This is a genomic window from Streptomyces sp. NPDC057900 (genome assembly GCF_042887885.1).
Lineage (GTDB): Bacteria > Actinomycetota > Actinomycetes > Streptomycetales > Streptomycetaceae > Streptomyces.
Genome location: NZ_JBHVOI010000001.1, coordinates 1,324,458 through 1,344,085 on the forward strand (window position 1 = coordinate 1,324,458; position 19,628 = coordinate 1,344,085).

General features: G+C 71.0%; 17 protein-coding genes. 10 read left to right on the plus strand and 7 right to left on the minus strand.

The window, feature by feature from the left end; all coding sequences use genetic code 11:
* The first annotated feature begins 28 nt into the window (after positions 1–28).
* From ACFVQ0_RS05445 to ACFVQ0_RS05465, 5 genes are all read left to right on the plus strand, one after another.
* Positions 29–1,618: a beta-N-acetylhexosaminidase gene (locus ACFVQ0_RS05445; RefSeq protein WP_390084785.1), complete on the plus strand. Its 1,590-nt coding sequence runs from the start codon at positions 29–31 to the stop codon at positions 1,616–1,618.
* Between the two features lie 39 nt (positions 1,619–1,657).
* Positions 1,658–3,100: a cellulose binding domain-containing protein gene (locus tag ACFVQ0_RS05450; protein WP_390084787.1), complete on the plus strand. Its 1,443-nt coding sequence runs from the start codon at positions 1,658–1,660 to the stop codon at positions 3,098–3,100.
* Positions 3,101–3,277: 177 nt separating this feature from the next.
* Positions 3,278–4,120, plus strand: coding sequence for a TIM barrel protein (locus ACFVQ0_RS05455; protein WP_390084788.1), 843 nt, complete (start codon positions 3,278–3,280; stop codon positions 4,118–4,120).
* Between the two features lie 44 nt (positions 4,121–4,164).
* Positions 4,165–5,064 carry a 2-hydroxy-3-oxopropionate reductase gene (locus ACFVQ0_RS05460; protein ID WP_390084789.1) on the plus strand — a complete coding sequence of 300 codons (900 nt, stop codon included), beginning with the start codon at positions 4,165–4,167 and terminating at the stop codon, positions 5,062–5,064.
* Positions 5,065–5,334: 270 nt separating this feature from the next.
* Positions 5,335–6,792 carry a catalase gene (locus ACFVQ0_RS05465; protein ID WP_390084790.1) on the plus strand — a complete coding sequence of 486 codons (1,458 nt, stop codon included), beginning with the start codon at positions 5,335–5,337 and terminating at the stop codon, positions 6,790–6,792.
* A gap of 452 nt (positions 6,793–7,244) precedes the next feature.
* Here the strand turns inward: ACFVQ0_RS05465 and ACFVQ0_RS05470 are convergent, their stop codons facing one another.
* A complete protein-coding gene (locus ACFVQ0_RS05470; protein WP_390084791.1) occupies positions 7,245–8,111 on the minus strand; it encodes a phosphotransferase in 867 nt (288 codons plus the stop codon).
* A 158-nt stretch (positions 8,112–8,269) separates the two neighbouring features.
* A complete protein-coding gene (gene gcl / locus ACFVQ0_RS05475; protein WP_390084793.1) occupies positions 8,270–10,045 on the minus strand; it encodes a glyoxylate carboligase in 1,776 nt (591 codons plus the stop codon).
* Between the two features lie 294 nt (positions 10,046–10,339).
* Here gcl and ACFVQ0_RS05480 point away from each other — a divergent pair, with 294 nt between their 5' ends.
* The 3 genes from ACFVQ0_RS05480 (at position 10,340) to ACFVQ0_RS05490 (ending at position 11,964) form a co-directional block, all read left to right on the plus strand.
* The gene (locus ACFVQ0_RS05480) at positions 10,340–11,074 is read left to right on the plus strand and encodes a hypothetical protein (protein WP_390084795.1); all 735 of its coding nucleotides are present in this window, start codon (positions 10,340–10,342) and stop codon (positions 11,072–11,074) included.
* A gap of 34 nt (positions 11,075–11,108) precedes the next feature.
* On the plus strand, positions 11,109–11,645 hold the full coding sequence (locus ACFVQ0_RS05485) for a GNAT family N-acetyltransferase (protein WP_390084796.1): 537 nt from the start codon (positions 11,109–11,111) through the stop codon (positions 11,643–11,645).
* A 76-nt stretch (positions 11,646–11,721) separates the two neighbouring features.
* A complete protein-coding gene (locus tag ACFVQ0_RS05490) occupies positions 11,722–11,964 on the plus strand; it encodes a hypothetical protein (RefSeq protein WP_390084798.1) in 243 nt (80 codons plus the stop codon).
* Positions 11,965–11,977: 13 nt separating this feature from the next.
* Here the strand turns inward: ACFVQ0_RS05490 and ACFVQ0_RS05495 are convergent, their stop codons facing one another.
* Together ACFVQ0_RS05495 and ACFVQ0_RS05500 are read right to left on the minus strand one after the other, a co-directional pair.
* Positions 11,978–13,585 carry an AMP-binding protein gene (locus ACFVQ0_RS05495; RefSeq protein WP_390084800.1) on the minus strand — a complete coding sequence of 536 codons (1,608 nt, stop codon included), beginning with the start codon at positions 13,583–13,585 and terminating at the stop codon, positions 11,978–11,980.
* Positions 13,582–15,258, minus strand: a complete 1,677-nt coding sequence (locus ACFVQ0_RS05500) for an AMP-binding protein (protein WP_390084801.1) — start codon at positions 15,256–15,258, stop codon at positions 13,582–13,584. Before ACFVQ0_RS05500 ends, ACFVQ0_RS05495 begins: the two co-directional genes overlap by 4 nt.
* 139 nt (positions 15,259–15,397) lie before the next feature.
* Here ACFVQ0_RS05500 and ACFVQ0_RS05505 point away from each other — a divergent pair, with 139 nt between their 5' ends.
* Entirely contained in the window at positions 15,398–16,240 is an 843-nt protein-coding gene (locus ACFVQ0_RS05505) for a response regulator transcription factor (RefSeq protein WP_390084803.1), read from the plus strand.
* Between the two features lie 64 nt (positions 16,241–16,304).
* Here the strand turns inward: ACFVQ0_RS05505 and ACFVQ0_RS05510 are convergent, their stop codons facing one another.
* Positions 16,305–17,459: a winged helix DNA-binding domain-containing protein gene (locus ACFVQ0_RS05510; protein WP_390085400.1), complete on the minus strand. Its 1,155-nt coding sequence runs from the start codon at positions 17,457–17,459 to the stop codon at positions 16,305–16,307.
* A gap of 145 nt (positions 17,460–17,604) precedes the next feature.
* On the opposite strand from ACFVQ0_RS05510, the gene ACFVQ0_RS05515 reads away from it, so the two are divergent.
* Complete coding sequence (locus tag ACFVQ0_RS05515) at positions 17,605–18,486, plus strand: DMT family transporter (RefSeq protein ID WP_390084805.1); 882 nt, start codon at positions 17,605–17,607, stop codon at positions 18,484–18,486.
* A gap of 79 nt (positions 18,487–18,565) precedes the next feature.
* On the opposite strand, the gene ACFVQ0_RS05520 is transcribed toward ACFVQ0_RS05515, so the two are convergent.
* Together ACFVQ0_RS05520 and ACFVQ0_RS05525 are read right to left on the minus strand one after the other, a co-directional pair.
* Complete coding sequence (locus tag ACFVQ0_RS05520; protein WP_371775396.1) at positions 18,566–19,150, minus strand: TerD family protein; 585 nt, start codon at positions 19,148–19,150, stop codon at positions 18,566–18,568.
* Between the two features lie 221 nt (positions 19,151–19,371).
* Positions 19,372–19,602, minus strand: a complete 231-nt coding sequence (locus ACFVQ0_RS05525) for a DUF6296 family protein (RefSeq protein ID WP_390084807.1) — start codon at positions 19,600–19,602, stop codon at positions 19,372–19,374.
* Positions 19,603–19,628: the final 26 nt, after the last annotated feature.

The window sequence follows — 19,628 nt, forward strand, 5'->3', positions numbered from 1 at the left end:
GCCCGAGATCCGAACCCGGAGGCATCCCGTGCCCGCACCACGCCCCGAACACACACTCGTCCCCCGGCCCAGCAAGGTGTCACCCCGCCCCGGCCGGTTCACCCTCGACCGGGAGACCACGGTCCGGGCCTTCCCCGGGGCGGAAAGCGCCGCCGACCTGCTGCGCACGCTGCTCGCCCCCGCCACCGGGCTGCCGCTGGCGCCCTCCACCGCCGGCCGGGTCGTGCTGGCGCTCGACCCGCAGCTCGGCGGCCTCGGCGAGGAGGGCTACGGACTCACCATCGGCCCGGACGCGCTGCTGCTGCGGGCCGCGCACCTTCCCGGACTGCTCCGGGGCGTCCAGACGATTCGTCAACTGCTGCCCGCCGAAGCGCTGTCGGACGTGGCGCAGCGGGAGGAGCGGTGGCTGCTGCCCTGCGTCGAGATCAGCGATGTGCCCGCGCATCCGTGGCGCGGCACGATGCTCGACGTCGCCCGGCACTTCCAGCCGGTCTCCTATCTGCGCCGGTACGTGGACCTGATGGCGCTGCACAAGCTCAACACCCTCCACCTCCACCTCACCGACGACCAGGGCTGGCGCATGCCCGTCGCCGCCCACCCCCGGCTGACCGGGATCGGCGGCCACCGTACGCAGTCGGCGTCCGGACCGCCGGGCGAGCTCCCCGAGGCGTACGACGGCATCCCGCACTCGGGCGCGTACACCCGGCGGGAACTGCGGGAGCTGGTGCGCTACGCGGCGGGCCTCGGGGTGCGCGTGGTCCCGGAGATCGAGATGCCCGGCCATGTGCGCGCGGCCCTCGCCGCCTACCCCGAGCTGGGCAACGATCCCTCGCGGCGGCTGGGTGTGTGGACCCGCTGGGGCGTCTGCGACACGATCTTCGGCGTCCACGAGGAGGTCTTCGACTTCTGCCGGACGGTGCTCCAGGAGGTCATGGACGTCTTCCCGTCCCCGTACATCCACGTCGGCGGCGAGGAGTGCCCGACGACCGAGTGGGAGAACAGCCCGGCCGCCCGGGAGCGTGCCGCCGCCGAGGGGCTGCCCGACGCCCGCGCCCTGCACGGCTGGTTCATGGGCCGGATCGGGGCGTTCCTGGCCGAGCAGGGCAGGCAGCCCGTCGGCTGGGCGGAGACCGGGGCCGAGCTCCCGCTGGAATTCACGGTGATGACCTGGCGCTCCCCGGCCCACGCGCGCGCCGCCGCCCGCCGCGGCCACCACGTGGTCGCCGCACACCACCGCGCCACCTACCTCGACTACGCCCAGTCCCCGGACCCAGGCGAACCGGCGACGCAGCCGGGCCCGCCGGTCGATCTCCGGACGGTGCACGGCCACCGGCCGCTGACGGACGACTGGGACGCGGCCGAGACCAGCAGACTCCTGGGCACCCAGGCCCAGTTGTGGACCGAGTACGCGAGCACGCCGGACCGGATCGAGTACCAGACCTACCCGCGGCTGTGCGCCCTCGCGGACCGGGCCTGGTCCGGCGGTGGCGGCGACTGGCCCGGGTTCCTGTCGCGTCTCGGCGGGCACACGGCACGGCTCGACGCGCTCGGTGTCCGCTACCGCCCGCTCAGGGGCCCTTTCCCGGCCCCCTCCCCAGGAACAGTGCCGACCCCGTAGGAACCACTCCCCCACAACCGTTCCGGAGAGGAACAGTCCATGAGATCACTCGCGAAGAGCCGGATCCGTGCGGTGGCCGCAGCCGCCGCCACCGTCGCCCTGGGCTGTACGGCGCTCGCCGCCGTCCCGTCCACGGCGAGCGCCGCCGGCGGATCGCTCGCCGTGCAGTACCGCACCGGCGCCGCCGGGGCGACGGCCGACCAGAGCGAGCCCTGGCTGAAGGTGCGCAACACCGGCAGCGGGGCCGTACAGCTCAGCGACGTCAAGATCCGCTACTACTTCAAGGGCGAGGCGGCGGGCGACGCCTACCGGTTCGCCTGCTCCTGGGCGGTGAAGGGCTGCGCGAACATCACCGGGACGTTCGGCACGCTCGCCTCCCCGACCGCCACCGCCGACCGCTACCTGGAGATCGGCTTCACCGCGGGCGCGGGCTCGCTGGCACCGGGTGCCGACACGGGCGACATGCAGCTGCGCTTCTACCGGTCGAACTGGCAGCCGCTGGTGCAGAGCGACGACTACTCCTTCGGCGCGGGCGCGACCGCGTACGGCGACTGGACCAAGGTGACGGCGCGGCTGGGCGGCGCCCAGGTCTGGGGCGAGGCCCCGGAGGGAAACGGTCCGACCGACCCCACTGACCCGACGGACCCGACGGACCCCACCGATCCGCCGGGGGACGGGCCGACGCTCTTCGACGACTTCAACTACAGCGGCCACACCGACGCGCGGATAGCCGCCCACGGCTGGAGCGTCCGCTCGAACTCCGGAGGCCCCGGCGTGCCGGGGGCCACCTGGGCACCGGAGAACGTCACGTTCGCCAGCCAGGGCGGCAACTCCATCATGAACCTGGAGACGTCGACGGCGGGCAGCGGTGAGTCGACGAAGCAGACCGAGATCCTGACCCAGTCGATGAAGTTCCGCAACGGCACCTACGCGGCCCGGGTGAAGTTCAACGACGCGCCGGTCTCCGGTCCCGACGGCGACCACCTCGTCCAGACGTTCTTCACCATCAACGACCTCAAGGCGCCGATGGCGGACGACTACGCGGAGTACGACTTCGAGTACCTGCCCAACGGCGGCTGGGGCGAGAGCGGCAACATCCTCTACACGACCTCGTGGGAGACCTACCGGCCCGACCCCTGGGAGGCGGTCAACGCGCACACCGAGTCCCGGCAGAGCTACGCCGGCTGGCACGACCTGGTCGTGACCATCGACGACAGCGCGATCACGTACTACATCGACGGGCAGCTGTTCGGCACGCACGGGGCGGCCTATCTGCCCGAGCGCGGGATGTCGATCAACTTCAACCAGTGGCTGATCGATCTGGCCGGGCAGACGAGCACGACGCCCCGCTCGTACGACCAGCAGGTGGACTACGTCCTGCACGTGAAGGACCAGGTCCTCACCCCGGCACAGGTGAATGCCCGGGTGAGCGCGTTCCGCACGGCGGGGACCACGTTCCAGGACACGGTTCCGGCCACCTGAGCCGGTAGCGCCGGCAACGGGCGGGGCGGACGGGCCGACGGGCCTCCGCCCCGCCTTCCGTATGCCCGCGACCGGCCCGAATTCCGGGCACCCCCTTGACAGCCCGCCCACTCTCCGGGCAATCTTCCGTTAAGCAGAAACCAACTTCCGCAATACGGAAGGAGCGCCGAAACCCTCATGGGCTACCCGGACCAGCGCTTCGATGTAAACCTTTCGATCCTCTTCACGGAACTCCCGCTCCTGGAGCGCCCCGCGGCAGCCGCCGCGGCGGGCTTCACGGCGGTCGAGCTGTGGTGGCCCTGGATCGAGACCCCCACTCCTCCGCAGGCCGAACTCGACGCGCTGAAGAAGGCGCTCGACGACGCGGGCACCCAGCTGGTGGGGCTGAACTTCTACGCCGGGCAGCTGCCCGGCCCCGACCGGGGCGCGCTCTCCGTGCCCGGCACGGAGTCCGACCGCTTCCGCGCCAACATCGAGGTGGCGGCCGACTTCGCCGCCTCGGTCGGCTGCAAGGCGCTCAACGCGCTCTACGGCAACCGGATCGACGGTGTGGACCCCGGCGTCCAGGACGAACTCGCCCTGGAGAACCTGGTCCTCGCCGCCCGCGCCGCGGACCGGATCGGGGCGATCCTGCTGATCGAGACCCTGAACGCGCCGGAGTCGCCGCGCTACCCGCTGGTCAGCGCACCGGCCGGGATCGAGGTCGTCGACCGGATCAACGCGGCGACGGGCCTCGGCAACGCCAAGTTCCTGATGGACCTGTACCACCTGTCGATGAACGGCGAGGACCTCAGCGAGGTCATCACCGCGTACGCGGGCAAGACCGGTCACGTCCAGATCGCGGACAACCCGGGGCGCGGCGCACCCGGCACCGGCGCACTCCCGCTGGAGCAGCTCCTGGACGAGCTGACGAAGGCCGGTTACGACGGCTGGGTCGGCCTGGAGTACAAGCCGGGCGACCGGCCGAGCGCCGAGTCCGTGGAGTGGCTCCCGGCCACCGCGCGGCCCGCCCGCCGGTAGCGGCGGACTGTCACTCGTACACACGTTTATCGGAAGGCACCCTCATGAGCAACAACCTCCCCAAGGTTGCGTGGATCGGGCTCGGCATCATGGGTTCGCCCATGTCCGAGAACCTGATCAAGGCCGGTTACGACGTCACCGGTTACACCCTGGAGCAGGACAAGGTCGACCGGCTGGCCGCGGCCGGCGGCACCGGCGCCTCCTCGATCGCCGAGGCGGTCAAGGACGCGGACGTGGTCATCACGATGGTGCCCGCCTCCCCGCAGGTCGAGGCCATCGCGTACGGCCCCGACGGCATCCTGGAGAACGCGAAGCGCGGCGCGCTGCTGGTCGACATGTCCTCGATCACCCCGCAGACCTCCGTGGACCTCGCGAAGAACGCCGCCGAGAAGGGCATCCGGGTCCTGGACGCCCCCGTCTCCGGCGGCGAGGCCGGTGCGATCGAGGCCGTGCTGTCCATCATGGTCGGCGGCGAGCAGGCCGACTTCGACGCCGCCAAGCCGGTGCTGGACGCGCTGGGCAAGACCATCGTGCTGTGCGGTCCGCACGGTTCCGGCCAGACGGTGAAGGCGGCCAACCAGCTGATCGTGGCGGTCAACATCCAGGCCTGCGCCGAGGCCGTCGTCTTCCTGGAGAAGTCCGGCGTCGACCTCAACGCCGCGCTGGACGTCCTCAACGGCGGCCTGGCCGGCTCGACGGTCCTGACCCGCAAGAAGGCCAACTTCCTGAACCGGGACTTCGCCCCCGGCTTCCGGATCGACCTGCACCACAAGGACATGGGCATCGTCACGGACGCCGCCCGCAACGTGGGTGCCGCGCTGCCGGTCGGCGGAGTCGTCGCCCAGCTCGTCGCCTCGCTGCGCGCGCAGGGCGACGGCGACCTTGACCACTCGGCGCTGCTGCGCTCGGTCGAGCGGCTCTCCGGTCAGCCCGTCCAGGACTGATCCGATGCGGCCGGGCCCCGCGCGGGCCCGGCCGGCACCACCCCGCCGGGTGACTTCCTCCCCCGGCCCACAGACTTCCGGGCGGCGTCTGCGCTGACACCTGTCCTGTCGCGCCCAGGCGCCGGCGTCGTCCGGAACACCTCTCACCACCTCCTCCACCATGAATTTCAACAAACTGTTGACGTCAGGTTCGGTGCGTAATTACGCTCCTGGAGCCCCCAGGGACGTCGCAGTTCAGCAGCTCCCCGTACGGAAGGTCGCCCCGACACCATGACGCAGCGTGTGCTTACGACCGAGTCAGGCGCCCCGGTCGCCGACAACCAGAACTCCGCCACCGCCGGCGTCGGTGGCCCGATCCTCCTCCAGGACGGTCACCTCCTGGAGAAGCTCGCCCGCTTCAACCGGGAGCGCATCCCGGAGCGCGTGGTGCACGCCCGGGGCTCCGGCGCGTACGGCTACTTCGAGGTGACCGACGACGTCACCGGCTTCACCCGCGCCGACTTCCTCTCCGAGGTGGGCAAGCGCACCGAGACGTTCATCCGCTTCTCCACGGTCGCCGACTCGCTCGGCGGCGCGGACGCGGTACGCGACCCGCGCGGCTTCGCCCTCAAGTTCTATACGGACGAGGGCAATTACGACCTGGTCGGCAACAACACCCCGGTGTTCTTCATCAAGGACCCGATCAAGTTCCCCGACTTCATCCACTCCCAGAAGCGTGACCCGTTCACGGGCCGTCAGGAGCCGGACAACGTCTGGGACTTCTGGGCGCACGCACCCGAGGCGACGCACCAGGTGACCTGGCTGATGGGCGACCGGGGCATCCCGGCCTCGTACCGCCACATGAACGGCTACGGCTCGCACACCTACCAGTGGACGAACGCCGCTGGCGAGGCCTTCTTCGTCAAGTACCACTTCAAGACCAACCAGGGCGTGCGCTCGCTCTCCGCGGACCAGGCCGCCGAGCTCGTCGGCAAGGACGCCTCCTCGCACCAGACGGACCTGCTGCAGGCCATCGAGCGCGGCATGAACCCGTCCTGGACCCTGCACGTGCAGGTGATGCCGGCCGCCGACGCCGCGGACTACCGGTTCAACCCGTTCGACCTGACCAAGGTGTGGCCGCACAGCGACTACCCGCTCCAGCGGGTGGGCCGGCTGGTGCTGGACCGCAACCCGGACAACGTGTTCGCGGAGGTCGAGCAGGCCGCGTTCTCCCCGAACAACTTCGTGCCCGGCATCGGCCCGTCCCCGGACAAGATGCTCCAGGGCCGGCTGTTCGCCTACGCGGACGCGCACCGCTACCGCCTCGGCGTCAACCACACCCAGCTGCCGGTGAACGCCCCGCGCACCGCTGTCGTCGACAACTACGGCCGCGACGGGCTGCACGCCACGCGTTACGGCGCACGGCACGACAAGAACTACGAGCCCAACTCGTACGCGGGCCCGGCCCAGACGGACTCCGCGTTCTCCGCGCCGATGGCCGTCCAGGGCTGGACCGGCACCCACGAGGCGCCCGCCCACAACAAGGACGACGACTTCTTCCAGGCGGGCGAGCTGTACCGGCTGATGTCGGCCGACGAGAAGGACCGGCTGATCGCCAACATCGCGGGCGGCCTGTCGCAGGTCACGCGCGACGACGTGATCGAGAAGAACCTCGCCCACTTCCACGCCGCCGACGCCGACTACGGCAAGCGCGTGGAGGAGGCAGTCCGCGCCCTGCGCGAGGACTGACCTCTCATTGGGCACCCAAGCCCTGCCCGCGCCGTCGCGCCCACCCGGATGAGGGGTTGCGCGGGGGTGCGGGCAGGACGGGGGTGTCTGGCGGATACCCGCGGAAGAAGGAGCGGCGGCTGGTGCGTGTGATCGCAAGGCGCCGAGAAGTCCTCGTAGCGGAGCTACTTGGGCTTTTCGGCAACGCCGCGAGCGCGTGTGCCGGCCGCCGCGACGCCGCGGGGATCCGCCAGACACCCCCGGGGGCCGCGGCGGTTGTGCGACGCCAGTGCGGTGGTGTGGGTGGGGGTCCCGTCTCCTGACCTGAAGGAGCCGGAACTCCCCGCCCCCGTCACACGCCCGCCGCGGCCCCTGTCACTCCCTGAACCAGGGCGTGGAGTACGGATTACGGTCCCGTACTCCACGCCCTTTCCGGGTTCCGCGAACAACCACGGTCCCCCCTGACGTGGTGACTAGGGACCCTCCAGTCGCCCGGTCAGCGTGTCGAGCGTCGGCCAGGGAGGTCCCTCGCGCAGCAAGCGCAGGAGCTCCTCTCCGAATCTCCTCCCATTCGGGAACTGGTCGCCGATCTCCCAGCGCCATGCGGCGACCATGGCGACAACGAGTTGTCGGCACTCATCCAGCAGCCCGTGGTCAAGGCCTGGGTAGTGCTCGCAGACCGACTCGGGAACATGGGCGAGATCGAACTCGACGGGGCCGCGGCAGCACGTCTCAAGGTCGATGAACAACGGGCCGTTCTTCGTGCTGAGTACATTGCCCGGATGCGGCTCGCCGTGGAGCAGCTGCTCCACGGCGCCGCGGTCTTCGATCGCTCGTCGCAGGCTTGCCAGCCTGCCGCCGAGGAACACGCGGTCCGCGTCGGCGAGCTCCGGTGAGCGAGCCGGGTCGGCGACAACTTCTTCCGCCTCGGTGATCCGGTCCGTGAACCGCGGGCTCGGCGCGTCGACCTTGCGCATGCCGACGTGCAGCTGCTCCAGCGCCTTGGCGTAGTCGGCTGGTGGGGAGTCAGGTGTCACGGGCTCGTAGTAGGTCCACAGTGTCACCGCGAAGCCGTCCCGCGTGTACACACGAGGCTCCACCCGTGGCTCCAGGGGACACACCGGACACCCGGCCCCGGCGAGCCGCTGAGCGAGATCGACTTCGAACCGCGCGACCTCTTGCCCCACGAAGGCGACCCGGGCGAAGACGTCGCACGGTGTCAGCCGCAGTGCCAGCTTGTTCGAGTTGTGGAGAACGATCGCGTCGTCGGCGGGCAGATCCAGCGACGCGGCCAGCGAAGTCGCCGCCGCGATCGCACGCGTGATGTCGGCCGTCTGCACCCCCGGATTCTGGCACAGCCGAGCGAGGACGGTGCCAACCGGCCAACCGACCGCGTCGCGGGTTCGATTCCTGCCGGGGCACAAGCCGGGAGAGCGCCTACGGATCCCCGTAGGCGCTCTCCCGGAACGAGCCCGTGGGCCCTGTGGCCGTCAGGCCGTCAGGCCTCCACGTACGGCCTGATCGCCGTAGGCGCGTGTCCCGGCTCCGACGCCACGTCCTCGAACTCATTGACCGAGGCGATGTCCGTGCCGCTCATCGCGATGTTGGTGATCCGCTCCAGGATCGCCTCGACGACGACCGGGACCCGGAACTCCGCCGCCAGCTTCTTGGCCTCCTCGAAGGCCGGCAGCAGCTGGTCCGGTTCGGTGACGCGGATCGCCTTGCAGCCGAGGCCCTCGACGACCTTGACGTGGTCCACGCCGTAGGCGCCCAGCTCGGGCGAGTTGATGTTCTCGAACTCCAGGTTGACCTGGAAGTCGATGTCGAAGTTGCGCTGCGCCTGGCGGATCAGCCCCAGGTAGGAGTTGTTCACCAGGACGTGCACGTAGGGGATGTTGTGCTGTGCGCCGACCGCGAGCTCCTCCAGCATGAACTGGAAGTCGTAGTCGCCGGAGAGGGCCACGACGGAGCCCTCGGGGTCGGCCGTCGCGACGCCCAGCGCGGCCGGGATCGTCCAGCCGAGGGGGCCCGCCTGGCCGCAGTTGATCCAGTGGCGCGGGCGGTAGACGTGCAGCATCTGCGCGCCCGCGATCTGGGAGAGGCCGATGGTGGTGACGTACCGGGTGTCGGGTCCGAAGGCCCGGTTCATCTCCTCGTAGACGCGCTGCGGCTTCAGCGGCACGTTGTCGAAGTGCGTACGGCGCTGGAGGGTCGCGCGGCGCTCCTGGGTGGACGCGGCCCACTGCGAGCGGTCCTTGAGCTTGCCGGCCGCCTTCAGCTCGCGCGCCACCTCGACGAACAGTTCCAGCGCCGCCCTGGCGTCGGAGGCGATGCCCAGGTCGGGGGCGAAGATCTTGCCCAGCTGGGTGGGCTCGATGTCGACGTGGACGAACTTCCTGCCCCGCGTGTAGACGTCCAGCTTGCCGGTGTGGCGGTTGGCCCAGCGGTTGCCGATGCCGAGGACGAAGTCGGACTCCAGGAAGTTCGCGTTGCCGTAGCGGTGCGAGGTCTGGAGGCCGACCATGCCGGCGTTCAGTTCGTGGTCGTCGGGGAGGATGCCCCAGCCCATCAGGGTCGGGACGACCGGGACGCCGGTCAGTTCGGCGAACTCCACCAGGAGTTCGGAGGCGTCGGCGTTGATGATGCCGCCGCCCGCGACCAGCAGCGGGCGCTCGGAGTCGTTCAGCATCTCCACGGCGCGCTCGATCTGCTTGCGGCTCGCGGCGGGCTTGTGCACCGGCAGCGGCTCGTAGAGGTCGGGGTCGAACTCGATCTCGGTGAGCTGCACGTCGATCGGCAGGTCGATGAGGACCGGGCCGGGGCGGCCGGTGCGCATCAGGTGGAAGGCCTGCTGGAAGACGCCGGGGACCTGCGCGGCCTCCAGGACGGTGGTGGCGGCCTTGGTGACCGGCTTCGCGATCGAGGCGATGTCGACGGCCTGGAAGTCCTCCTTGTGGAGGACGGCGGTCGGGGCCTGGCCGGTGATGCACAGGATCGGGATCGAGTCGGCGATGGCGGAGTAGAGGCCGGTGATCATGTCGGTGCCGGCGGGTCCCGACGTACCGATGCAGACGCCGATGTTCCCCGGGCGGGCCCGGGTGTAGCCCTCCGCCATGTGGGAGGCGCCCTCGACGTGGCGGGCGAGCGTGTGATGAACCCCGCCGGAGGCCTTGAGGGCCGCGTAGAAGGGGTTGATCGCCGCGCCCGGCACACCGAACGCGTTGCTGACGCCTTCGCGCTTGAGGATCTCAACTGCCGCTCGGGCAGCGGTCATTCGAGGCATTGAGTGCTCCTGCTCGGACCTGGGTGGAGTCGGGCTCTGTCGCGCCACCTGAGAGCACCAATTCCGTATTACGGAAGTTTGATTCTGCTATACGGAAGCAAATCTAAAGTGCGGCCGGACAGCCGTCAAGAGAGGCGGCCGCGCGCGGGCCGGCGGCGGAGGCGTTTCAGCGAAGTGGCTCAACTCCCTCACCCGGACCTCGCTCTTGGTGGAGCATGGGGGTACGGAGCGGAGTCGGCCCGGAATCCGGGGCGCCCGCCGTCCGTGCGGCGTCGGGAGGCCATCGTGGAGTCAGTGCCGGTACGGTGCCCGGCCTGCCGCCGCGACCACGTGTACGTCACGGCCGCCTACCCCTGTCCGTGCGGCGCCCCGACCGCCCCGCCGCTGCTGCGCGGCGCCCCCGTCACGGCGATCACCCACCGCACCTGGAACGACGACTGGGTGACGGTGCGCTGCCGCGCCTGCGGGCGGCACGACCAGTGGCCGCAGCCCGAGCTGTGCTGCCCGTGCGGCGCGGTACTGCGGATCCCGGTCCGCCCGGTGGCGTCCCTGGGCCGCGCGCCGGACGGCGGACCCCACAGGGCGGACCCACCGGTGCGGCCGTCCCACATCCCGTTACCGCGAACGGCATCGGCGCCCAGACCGGCGTTCCGGCCACTGACGATCCGTACCGCGCGCGACGCGGTCGGCGCCGCCGCGCTGTACCTGAAGTGGCTCGGCTACCGCGAGGTCGTCCAGCCCGCCGGACGCCCCTCGTCCCGGATCGACCTGCGGGCGGCGGGGCTGATCGCCCAGGTCGACTCCACCACCAGGACGACCGCGCTGCGCGATGTCGAATGCCTGTGGCTCAACGCGCTGAGCGCCTCGGTCTCCGCGGTGTTCTTCTCGCTCGCCGGATACGCGCCGGACGCCAGGGAGCGCGCGGACGGGCTGACCATCCCGCTCTTCGTCATGGACCTCACCGGGACCCCGCAGCCCGTGAACAGCCCGGCGGACGAACTCGTCAGCACGGGCGCCTGAGCGCCGAGGGGCCGCGAGGAGTCACACTGGGGGCATGCGCATCCGCCCTGCCCGACGCCCCGATCTTCCGCTGCTCCAGGACATCGAGCGTGCCGCGGGAGAGCCCTTCCGCACCGTCGGCATGTCCGGCGTGGCCGACGACGAGCCGCCGACGCTGGACGTCCTGGACGAGTACCGGCGGGCCGGCCGGGCCTGGGTGACCGTCGGCGCCGACGACCGGCCGCTGGGCTATCTCCTCGCGGATCCGGTCGCCGGCGCCGCCCATATCGAGCAGGTCTCGGTCCACCCGGCGGCCGCCCGGCGCGGACTGGGCAGCGGTCTCATCGACCGTACGGACCGCTGGGCGGCGGCCGAGGGCCTGACCGCGCTCACCCTCACCACGTTCTCGCACGTCCCGTGGAACGCGCCGTACTACGCCCGGCTCGGCTTCCGCGTGCTGACGGCGGCCGAACTCACCGACGGGCTGCGCAAGATCCGGGCGCAGGAGGCGGAGCACGGACTGGACCGGTGGCCGCGGGTATGCATGCGCCGCGACGTGCCGCACCTCACAGAAATCAACCGGCCACAGTGAGTGCTATCGGTCACGTTCGGGCCAGGGGCCACAGATGTTCGGCCGGTTGTCGGTGGCGGGCCTTACAGTGGGGCGCATGGCTTTAACTCCACGGCATTCTCCACCCAATGCGCCGGCGCACGCCCCGCGGCCCGCGCACCTCGCCCAGCCGTCCCACCCGGCCGCCGTCGAGGCGAACGAGGCGATCCGCGCGCTCGTCGATGCCCGCGCCGGGCAGGACTGGTCCTCCGTGGAGTCCGCCGCGTACGAGGTGCTCCTGATCGAGTGGGCCGCCGCCACCCAGTCCGCCGCCACGGGCGACATCATCGAAGCCGCCTGACGGCACCCTGGCCCTACCGGCCGTAGTTCTCCCGCAGTTCGACCTTCCTGACCTTCCCGCTGACCGTCATCGGGAAGGTTTCGAGGATCTCCAGCAGTCGCGGCACCTTGTAGTGCGCCAGCTGTCCCCGGCAGAACGCCGCCACCTCCTCCAGGGCCGGCGGATCCGCCGGGTCCACGGGAATGACGCAGGCCAGGATCTCCTCGCCGTACCGCTCGTCCGGCACCCCCACGACCTGCACATCCGCGATCTTCGGGTGTCCGTAGAGGAATTCCTCGATCTCACGCGGATAGACGTTCTCACCACCGCGGATGATCATGTCCTTGATCCGGCCGACGATCTGTACGTAGCCGTCCTCACGCATCACCGCGAGGTCCCCGGTGTGCATCCAGCGCCCCGCGTCGATCACTTCGGCGGTCCGCTCGGGCTGCTCCCAGTAGCCGAGCATCACGCTGTAGCCCCGGGTGCAGAGTTCACCCGAGACACCGCGCTCCAGCGTCACGCCCGTCGCCGGGTCGATGACCTTGACCTCGATGTGCGGCATCACGCGGCCGACGGTGCCGGTGCGGCGCTCCAGGTCGTCGTCGCGGCGGGTCTGCAGGGAGACCGGTGAGGTCTCCGTCATCCCGTAACAGATGGACACCTCGTCCATGTGCATCTCCGCGACGACCCGCTTCATCACCTCGACCGGGCAAGGGGATCCGGCCATGATGCCGGTGCGCAGTGAGGAGAGGTCGTACGAGGCGAAGCCGGGGAGGTTGAGCTCCGCGATGAACATCGTGGGGACGCCGTAGAGCGAGGTGCAGCGCTCCTGCTGGACCGCGGCGAGCACGGCGGCGGGCTCGAAGGCGGGGGCCGGGATCACGATGCAGACGCCGTGCGAGGTGGCGCCGAGGTTGCCCATGACCATGCCGAAGCAGTGGTAGAAGGGGACCGGCAGGCAGACCCGGTCCTCCTCGGTGTAGGCGACCAGCTCCCCCACGAAGTAGCCGTTGTTGAGGATGTTGTGGTGGGAGAGGGTGGCCCCCTTGGGGAAGCCCGTGGTGCCGGAGGTGTACTGGATGTTGATCGGGTCGTCGCAGGACAACTCGGCCTCGCGTACAGCGAGTTCTTCCGGCGTCACCGATCCGGCGGCCGCCGTCAGCTCGTCCCAGCTGGGGTCGCCGATGTAGTGCACGGCGCGCAGCGCGGGGCAGTTCGCCCGGACCTCCTCGACCAGCGCGCGGTAGTCGCTGGTGCGGTGCGAGAGTGTGGCGGCCAGGAGCGAGATGCCGGACTGCTTCAGCACGTACTCCAGCTCGTGCGCCCGGTACGCGGGGTTGATGTTGACCATGACGGCGCCGATGCGGGCGGTGGCGTACTGGACGAGCACCCACTCGGGGCAGTTGAGCGCCCAGATGCCGACCCGGTCGCCCTTGGCCACCCCCGACGCCATCAGCGCGCGGGCCAGCTCCTCGACGTCCCTGCCGAATTCGGCGTACGTCCAGCGCCGCCCGGAGGCCACGTCGACCAGTGCCTCGCGCTCGCCGTACGCCTCGATCGACCGGTCGAGGCTGCGTCCGATGGTGTCGCCCAGCAGCGCGGTGTCGCCGGCGCCGTGGGCGTAGGACGGCTCGGTCATGTCAGGTCCCCCTCCGCGTACTCGGCGCCGGTGCCCCGGGCCGTGGCCTCACGCAGTTCGATCCGGCGGATCTTGCCGGAGACGGTCTTGGGCAGCTCGGCGAACTCCAGCCGGCGGATCCGCTTGTACGGGGCGAGGACCGCGCGCGAGTGGGCGAAGAGCACCTTGGCCGTGTCCGGCCCCGGCTCCCAGCCCTCGGCCAGCACGACGTACGCCTTCGGGACGGCGAGCCGGAGCGGGTCGGGGGCCGGTACGACCGCCGCCTCCGCGACGGCCTCGTGCTCCAGCAGGGCGCTCTCCAGCTCGAACGGCGAGATCTTGTAGTCGGAGGCCTTGAAGACGTCGTCCGCGCGGCCGACGTAGGTGATGTAGCCGTCCTCGTCACGGGAGCCGATGTCCCCGGTGCGGTAGTAGCCGCCCGCCATGGCCTCCGCGGTGCGGTCCGGGTCGCCGTGGTAGCCGGTCATCAGGCCGACCGGGTGGGCGGAGAGATCGAGGGAGATCTCGCCCTCGACGGCGCCGGGCTCCCCGCTCACCGGGTCCAGCAGCACCACCTCGAAGCCGGGGCTCGGGCGCCCCATCGAGCCGGCCTTCAGCTTCTGGCCGGGGGTGTTGGCGACCTGGACGGCCGTCTCCGTCTGACCGAATCCGTCCCGGATGGTGACGCCCCAGGCGCGCCGGACCGACTCGATGACCTCCGGGTTGAGCGGTTCGCCGGCCGCGACGACCTCGCGGGGCGGGGTCTTCAGCTGGGAGAGGTCGGCCTGGATGAGCATCCGCCAGACGGTGGGCGGCGCGCAGAAGCTGGTCACCTTCGAGCGGTCCATCTCCGCCATCAGCCGGGCCGCGTCGAAGCGGGTGTAGTTGAAGATGAAGACGGTCGCCTCCGCCGTCCACGGCGCGAAGAGGTTGGACCAGGCGTGCTTGGCCCAGCCGGGCGAGGAGATGTTGAGGTGGACGTCGCCGGGCTTCAGCCCGATCCAGTACATCGTCGAGAGATGGCCCACGGGGTAGGACACGTGGGTGTGCTCGACGAGCTTGGGGCTGGCGGTCGTGCCCGAGGTGAAGTAGAGCATCAGGGGTTCGTCGGCGTCGGTCTCCCGGTCCGCCGTGAAGGTCTCCGGCTGCTGGTCGGCGCCGGTGTAGGAGACCCAGCCCTCGGTGTCCTCGCCGACGACGATCCGGCCGTAGCGGCCGGGCACCTCGTCGAACTTGGCGGTGTCGGCGTCCCGGACCAGCACGTGGCGGACCCGGCCGCGCTCGACCCGGTCGCGCAGGTCGGCCGGGCCCAGCAGCGGGGTCGCGGGGATGACGACGGCGCGCAGCTTCATCGCGGCGAGCGCGGTCTCCCAAAGCTCCACCTGGTTGCCGAGCATCACGAGGATGCGGTCGCCCTCCCGGACGCCTTGGGCGCGCAGCCAGTTCGCGGCCTGGTTGGAGCGGGCGGACATCCTGGCGAAGGACATCTCGGTGCGCCCGCCGTCCTCCTCCACGATGTGCAGGGCGGTGCGGTCGTTGTCCCTGGCGATGACGTCGAACCAGTCCAGGGCCCAGTTGAAGTGGTCGCTGCGGGGCCAGCGGAAGCCCTCGTAGGCCGCGGTGTAGTCCTCGCGGTGTCGCAGCAGAAAGTCCCGGGCGGCCCGGAACGTCTCCGTCGCACTGGTGGCCGACATATGCCCTCCTCATTGCGGACCGGACCGGTCACTTAACATCATGTAAACAGTGACCCAGGTCTCACCACCCCCGAACGGGGGTACGGGGGTGCGGGAGGGCGATGCCGCGTCCCCCGGAGCCGGGCAGAGAGGCGGCATCGTGCCGGAATCCGTCGATGCGGTGGAAATGCAGGCCGCGCTGTTGCGACTGCGCCGGACGAGCGGGCTGCCCGTGGCGTTCGGCGGGCTGCTCTCCGACACCCGCCACGCCAGGATCGCCGAGCTGAACGGGGCGCACACCGCGGCGCTGCGCGGGCTGGTGATCTCGGCCGGCAGCGGTCTGGGCGGCAAGGCGATCGCCCTGTCCCGGCCGTGCGCGGTGACCGACTACCACTCCTCGCGCCACATCAGCCACGAGTACGACATGGCCGTGGCGGCGGAGGGCCTGCGCTCGGTCGTCGCGGTACCCGTCGTCGTACGGCGCAAGGTGCGCGGCGTGCTGTACGGGGCGCTGCGCGAACCCCTCACCCTCGGCGACCGCACGTTCGACGCGGCGGTGGGGGCCGCCCGGGACGTGGAACAGGCGCTGGCCGTCCGGGACGAGGTGCAGCAGCTGCTCGCCGTGACCCGCGAGCAGGTGACCGATCCGCGGGCCGCCCCGGAGGCCTGGGAGGACGTCAGGTCGGCCCACCGGGAACTGCGCGCCCTGGTCCCGAAGGTGCTCGACCCCGCGCTGCGCGACGAGCTGCTCGCGGTGTGCGGGCGGCTCGCCTCCGCGGCCGGTGCGCGGGCGCCGAAGGCCCCGGAGGTGCAGCTCGCGCCACGTGAGCTGGATGTCCTCGCGTGTATCGCGGCGGGTGCGACGAACGCGGTGGCGGCGGGCCGCCTCGGGCTGCGCCCGGAGACGGTGAAGGGGTATCTGCGCTCCGCGATGCGCAAGCTCGGTGCGCACACCCGGCTGGAGGCGGTCGTCGCGGCGCGGCGGGCGGGGCTGCTGCCGTAGGCCGGGCCCGCGCGCAGTCGAAGGCGCCGCACACCTCACGCACCGCACGCACCTCACGCGAGCCTCACTCGCCGAAATCGATGAACGAGGCGAACCTGATGTCGTAGCCGCTGCCGTCCGTCGTCGCCTCCGTCATCACGGAGAGCAGCGCGACCGCCTCCTCGGTGACCGCGTCGCGCCCGGCCGCGCCGAGCGGGCGCAACTCCTGCACGGTGACGGTGGCCGGGGCGCCGCCCCTGCCGGTGTCCAGCCGCCAAAGAGCCGCGAGGAAGCCGTCGACCAGCACGCTCCCGTAGCTCTGGTTCCCCACTCCGTTGCGCCCCTTGAACCGGGGCGGGACGATCCGGGTGCGGTCCGCGTGGCCGAGCAGCACGTTGTCGAACTCGGGCAGGAAGCGCGGCGGGGCGGGGGTGTCCTCCGCGGGCCGCGGGGCGTCGGGCAGGTCGAACAGCTCGACGCCGTTCTCGTCCCGGAAGGTGACAAGTCGCGGACGGAGCCGGTCGAAGACCTCCGCCAGCCGGGTCAGCCCGGCCCAGGACTGCATGTCCCGCACCGACGCCGGGCCGAACGCGCCGAGGTAGCGCAGCACGGTGGCGTCGGGCGCGGGGACCGGCTCCGAGGGGCGGGCGAGCCAGTGTTCGACGGTGGTCAGCGCCACCCGGCCGCTCCTGCCCCACACCCCGCGCGGGGTCACCTGGACCAGCGGGAGCACGCAGCGGGCCGCCGTGCTCAGGGCCTGCGGGTCCGCGTCCGGCCATTCGGTGAGCAGTCGCTCCCGGATCTCCTTCGGGGTGCGGGGCGCCTCCTCGACGTACTCCCGGCCGATGTCCCGGAGCCGGTCCAGGTCCACGCCCACCAGCCGCTTCCGGAAGATCCTCAGCTCGCGGTCGCGGGCCTCCTGGACGAGGGGGCGCAGGGTGAGGGCGTCGTCCGCGGTGTGGGTGTGGATGGTGGAGCGCAGGGTGACGATGCGGACAACTTCGCGCGACTCCATCAGTGCGGCGAGTTCGGCCGGGTCGAAGCCCTTCAGCCGGGCCAGCAGCTGGAAGTAGGGCGGCCCGGGGTTCTGCGCCTGGAGGCCGACGAGGTGCCGGATCGCCTCCTCGGCCGTCATCTCCGCGCGGCTGAGCAGCAGTTGGCGTTCCAGCGTCGCGCGCCCCAGCGCCCGCGGCGAGAGCACCGCGCGGGCCGGGGCGGAGGTCTTCTTCTTCTCGGCCATGGCGGCACGGTACGTGCCCATCAGGACAGATTCCGTCCTGATGGAGCGCGTCATGGCGCGGCCCCTCTCGTATCCCTCCGCGCGTCCGCCGGGCCGCCGGGCGCGGGTCCCGGGCAGTGGCGCCGTCCGCCCGCATCATGGACCGGTGATCAGCGTCCTCTTCGCCGTCCTGACCGCGCTCAGCAACGGGTCCGCCTCCGTCCTCCAGCGCCGCGCCGCCCTCGACGTCCCCGACCGGGAGTCGATGCGGTTGTCGCTGATCGGCCATCTGCTGCGCCAGAAGGTGTGGCTCGCGGGGATCGCGCTGGTGATCGTCGCGGCCGTCTGCCAGGCCGTCGCGCTGGCGACCGGGCCGATCGCGGTGGTCCAGCCGATCTTCGTCATCGAGCTGCCGGCGACCCTGCTGCTCGCGGGGTTCGTGATGCGGGTACGCGTGCCCCGGGCCGTCTGGCTGGGGGCTGCCGCCGTCACGGCGGGGCTGGCGCTCGGCATGGCGTCGGCCGCTCCGGGGGGCGGGAGCGAGACGGTGCACGGGGCGGCGTGGATTCCGGCGCTGATCCTCACCGGGCTCTTCGAGGCGGCGCTGATCGCGGGGGCACGGGCCACCCGGGGCAACTCCAGGGCCGCGCTGCTCGGCCTGGCCGCCGCCTGCGGGTACGCGCTCACCGCCGCCCTGATGAAGGACGCCATGGCGCGGCTCAGTGACGGCGACGGGGTGGTGGTGCTGTTCGAGTCCTGGCAGCTCTACGCCACGGCCGCGGCGGGCGTCGGCGCCCTGTTCCTGCTCCAGAACGCGCTCCAGGCGGGCACGCTGGTGGCGGTGCAGCCGTGCCTGACGCTGGGCGACGCCCTGATCAGCGTCCTGTACGGGGTGACCCTGTTCGGCGAGGAGCTGCACACCGGCTGGTGGCTGGTCCCGGAGCTGCTGGCCCTGGTCCTGATCACCGCGGGCTGCGTCGAACTGGCGCGGTCACCGCTGGCGGCCGGAAACCCGGCGCCCCCGTCCCGCGTGCGCCGGGTGGACTGAGCCGGGTGGACTGAGAACACCACCACGCACGTGGGACGGAGACGCCGTACTCCAGGAACACGCCCCGGCTGCCTGCCGGTTACTTGCTCACGGCGAAACGCATCAGGGCCTGCTCGGTGCCCTGCTTGATCTTCCCCGTCTCGTTGATCACCTCAAGCTTCCAGCTCCCGCCGACGCGCATCGCCTTGGCCACGGCGCAGCCGTTGTCGTTGCTGAGCAGGCTCGGCCAGATGTCGGCGACCTGCTGGCTGCTGCCACCCGTCGCGTCGTACACCTTGAAGCTGATGTTGCGCGCGTTCTGGAAGGAGCTGCCCTTCTTGTACGCGGCGGCGATGAAGACGATGGACGTGATGTTCGTCGGCACCCGGGCGAAGTCGACGGTCACCGTCTCGTCGTCACCGTCGCCCTTTCCCGTCTGGTTGTCACCGCTGTGCACCAGCGAGCCGTTGCCCAGCGGGTCCAGGGAGTCCAGACCGGCCAGCCGGACCGGGTCCGCGCCCTGCATCGCGATGGCGATGAGGTCGAGGTCGGTGCCCTTCTTCTGGCGGAGCTTCCCCATCAGCCCGCCACTGCTGCCGACAGTGGGGTCCCAGGAGACTCCGATGGACAGGTGGGTCACCCCGTCCAGATCCGCCGGGCCGTCTTCCTTGTTCAACGTGATCATGCGTGATCCTCTTCGTGGCGAGATTCCTACAGGTCGAGTGTGCCTGGTGTCTCCCCCGCGCATCCCACCAGGGGCAAAATTTCGACCAAGTGTTTGACGCCTGAAGACGGATTGTCCTGCGTCGGCAGGATGTCACCGGACATGAGCACGTGATAGGGGTCCGCGAACTCTGTTCCTTTTCCGGCCGCCGGCGCGGCCGGCCGGCTCCGCCACCGCCTGTTCTACGGGGTGGTCTCGCGCACCACCAGCGGCGTCCCGAGGACCTGGTGCCCGCCGCTGGCGAGCATGCGCACCTCGCCCCGCTCGCTGATCTCCGCCCGGACGATGCCGGTCTCGTCCTCGTAGACCGGGTATCCACCGGCCCCCGACTGCGCGGTCCGCCGGACGATCACTGCGTCGTCCTCCACCGCGGACGACTGGAACACAAGTTGGTAGCTCTCGGGGTAATCCATAGCGGCCTCTCCGTGGCTGCGTCTGC

What these genes read in the sequence shown, in the direction of transcription:
- ACFVQ0_RS05450 (WP_390084787.1), top strand. Translation starts at nt 1,658, where the DNA reads ATGAGATCACTCGCGAAGAGCCGGATCCGTGCGGTGGCCGCAGCCGCC.
- ACFVQ0_RS05455 (WP_390084788.1), top strand. Translation starts at nt 3,278, where the DNA reads ATGGGCTACCCGGACCAGCGCTTCGATGTAAACCTTTCGATCCTCTTC.
- ACFVQ0_RS05460 (WP_390084789.1), top strand. Translation starts at nt 4,165, where the DNA reads ATGAGCAACAACCTCCCCAAGGTTGCGTGGATCGGGCTCGGCATCATG.
- ACFVQ0_RS05465 (WP_390084790.1), top strand. Translation starts at nt 5,335, where the DNA reads ATGACGCAGCGTGTGCTTACGACCGAGTCAGGCGCCCCGGTCGCCGAC.
- gcl (WP_390084793.1), bottom strand. Translation starts at nt 10,045, where the DNA reads ATGACCGCTGCCCGAGCGGCAGTTGAGATCCTCAAGCGCGAAGGCGTC.
- ACFVQ0_RS05485 (WP_390084796.1), top strand. Translation starts at nt 11,109, where the DNA reads ATGCGCATCCGCCCTGCCCGACGCCCCGATCTTCCGCTGCTCCAGGAC.
- ACFVQ0_RS05490 (WP_390084798.1), top strand. Translation starts at nt 11,722, where the DNA reads ATGGCTTTAACTCCACGGCATTCTCCACCCAATGCGCCGGCGCACGCC.
- ACFVQ0_RS05495 (WP_390084800.1), bottom strand. Translation starts at nt 13,585, where the DNA reads ATGACCGAGCCGTCCTACGCCCACGGCGCCGGCGACACCGCGCTGCTG.
- ACFVQ0_RS05500 (WP_390084801.1), bottom strand. Translation starts at nt 15,258, where the DNA reads ATGTCGGCCACCAGTGCGACGGAGACGTTCCGGGCCGCCCGGGACTTT.
- ACFVQ0_RS05510 (WP_390085400.1), bottom strand. Translation starts at nt 17,459, where the DNA reads ATGGCCGAGAAGAAGAAGACCTCCGCCCCGGCCCGCGCGGTGCTCTCG.
- ACFVQ0_RS05520 (WP_371775396.1), bottom strand. Translation starts at nt 19,150, where the DNA reads ATGATCACGTTGAACAAGGAAGACGGCCCGGCGGATCTGGACGGGGTG.
- ACFVQ0_RS05525 (WP_390084807.1), bottom strand. Translation starts at nt 19,602, where the DNA reads ATGGATTACCCCGAGAGCTACCAACTTGTGTTCCAGTCGTCCGCGGTG.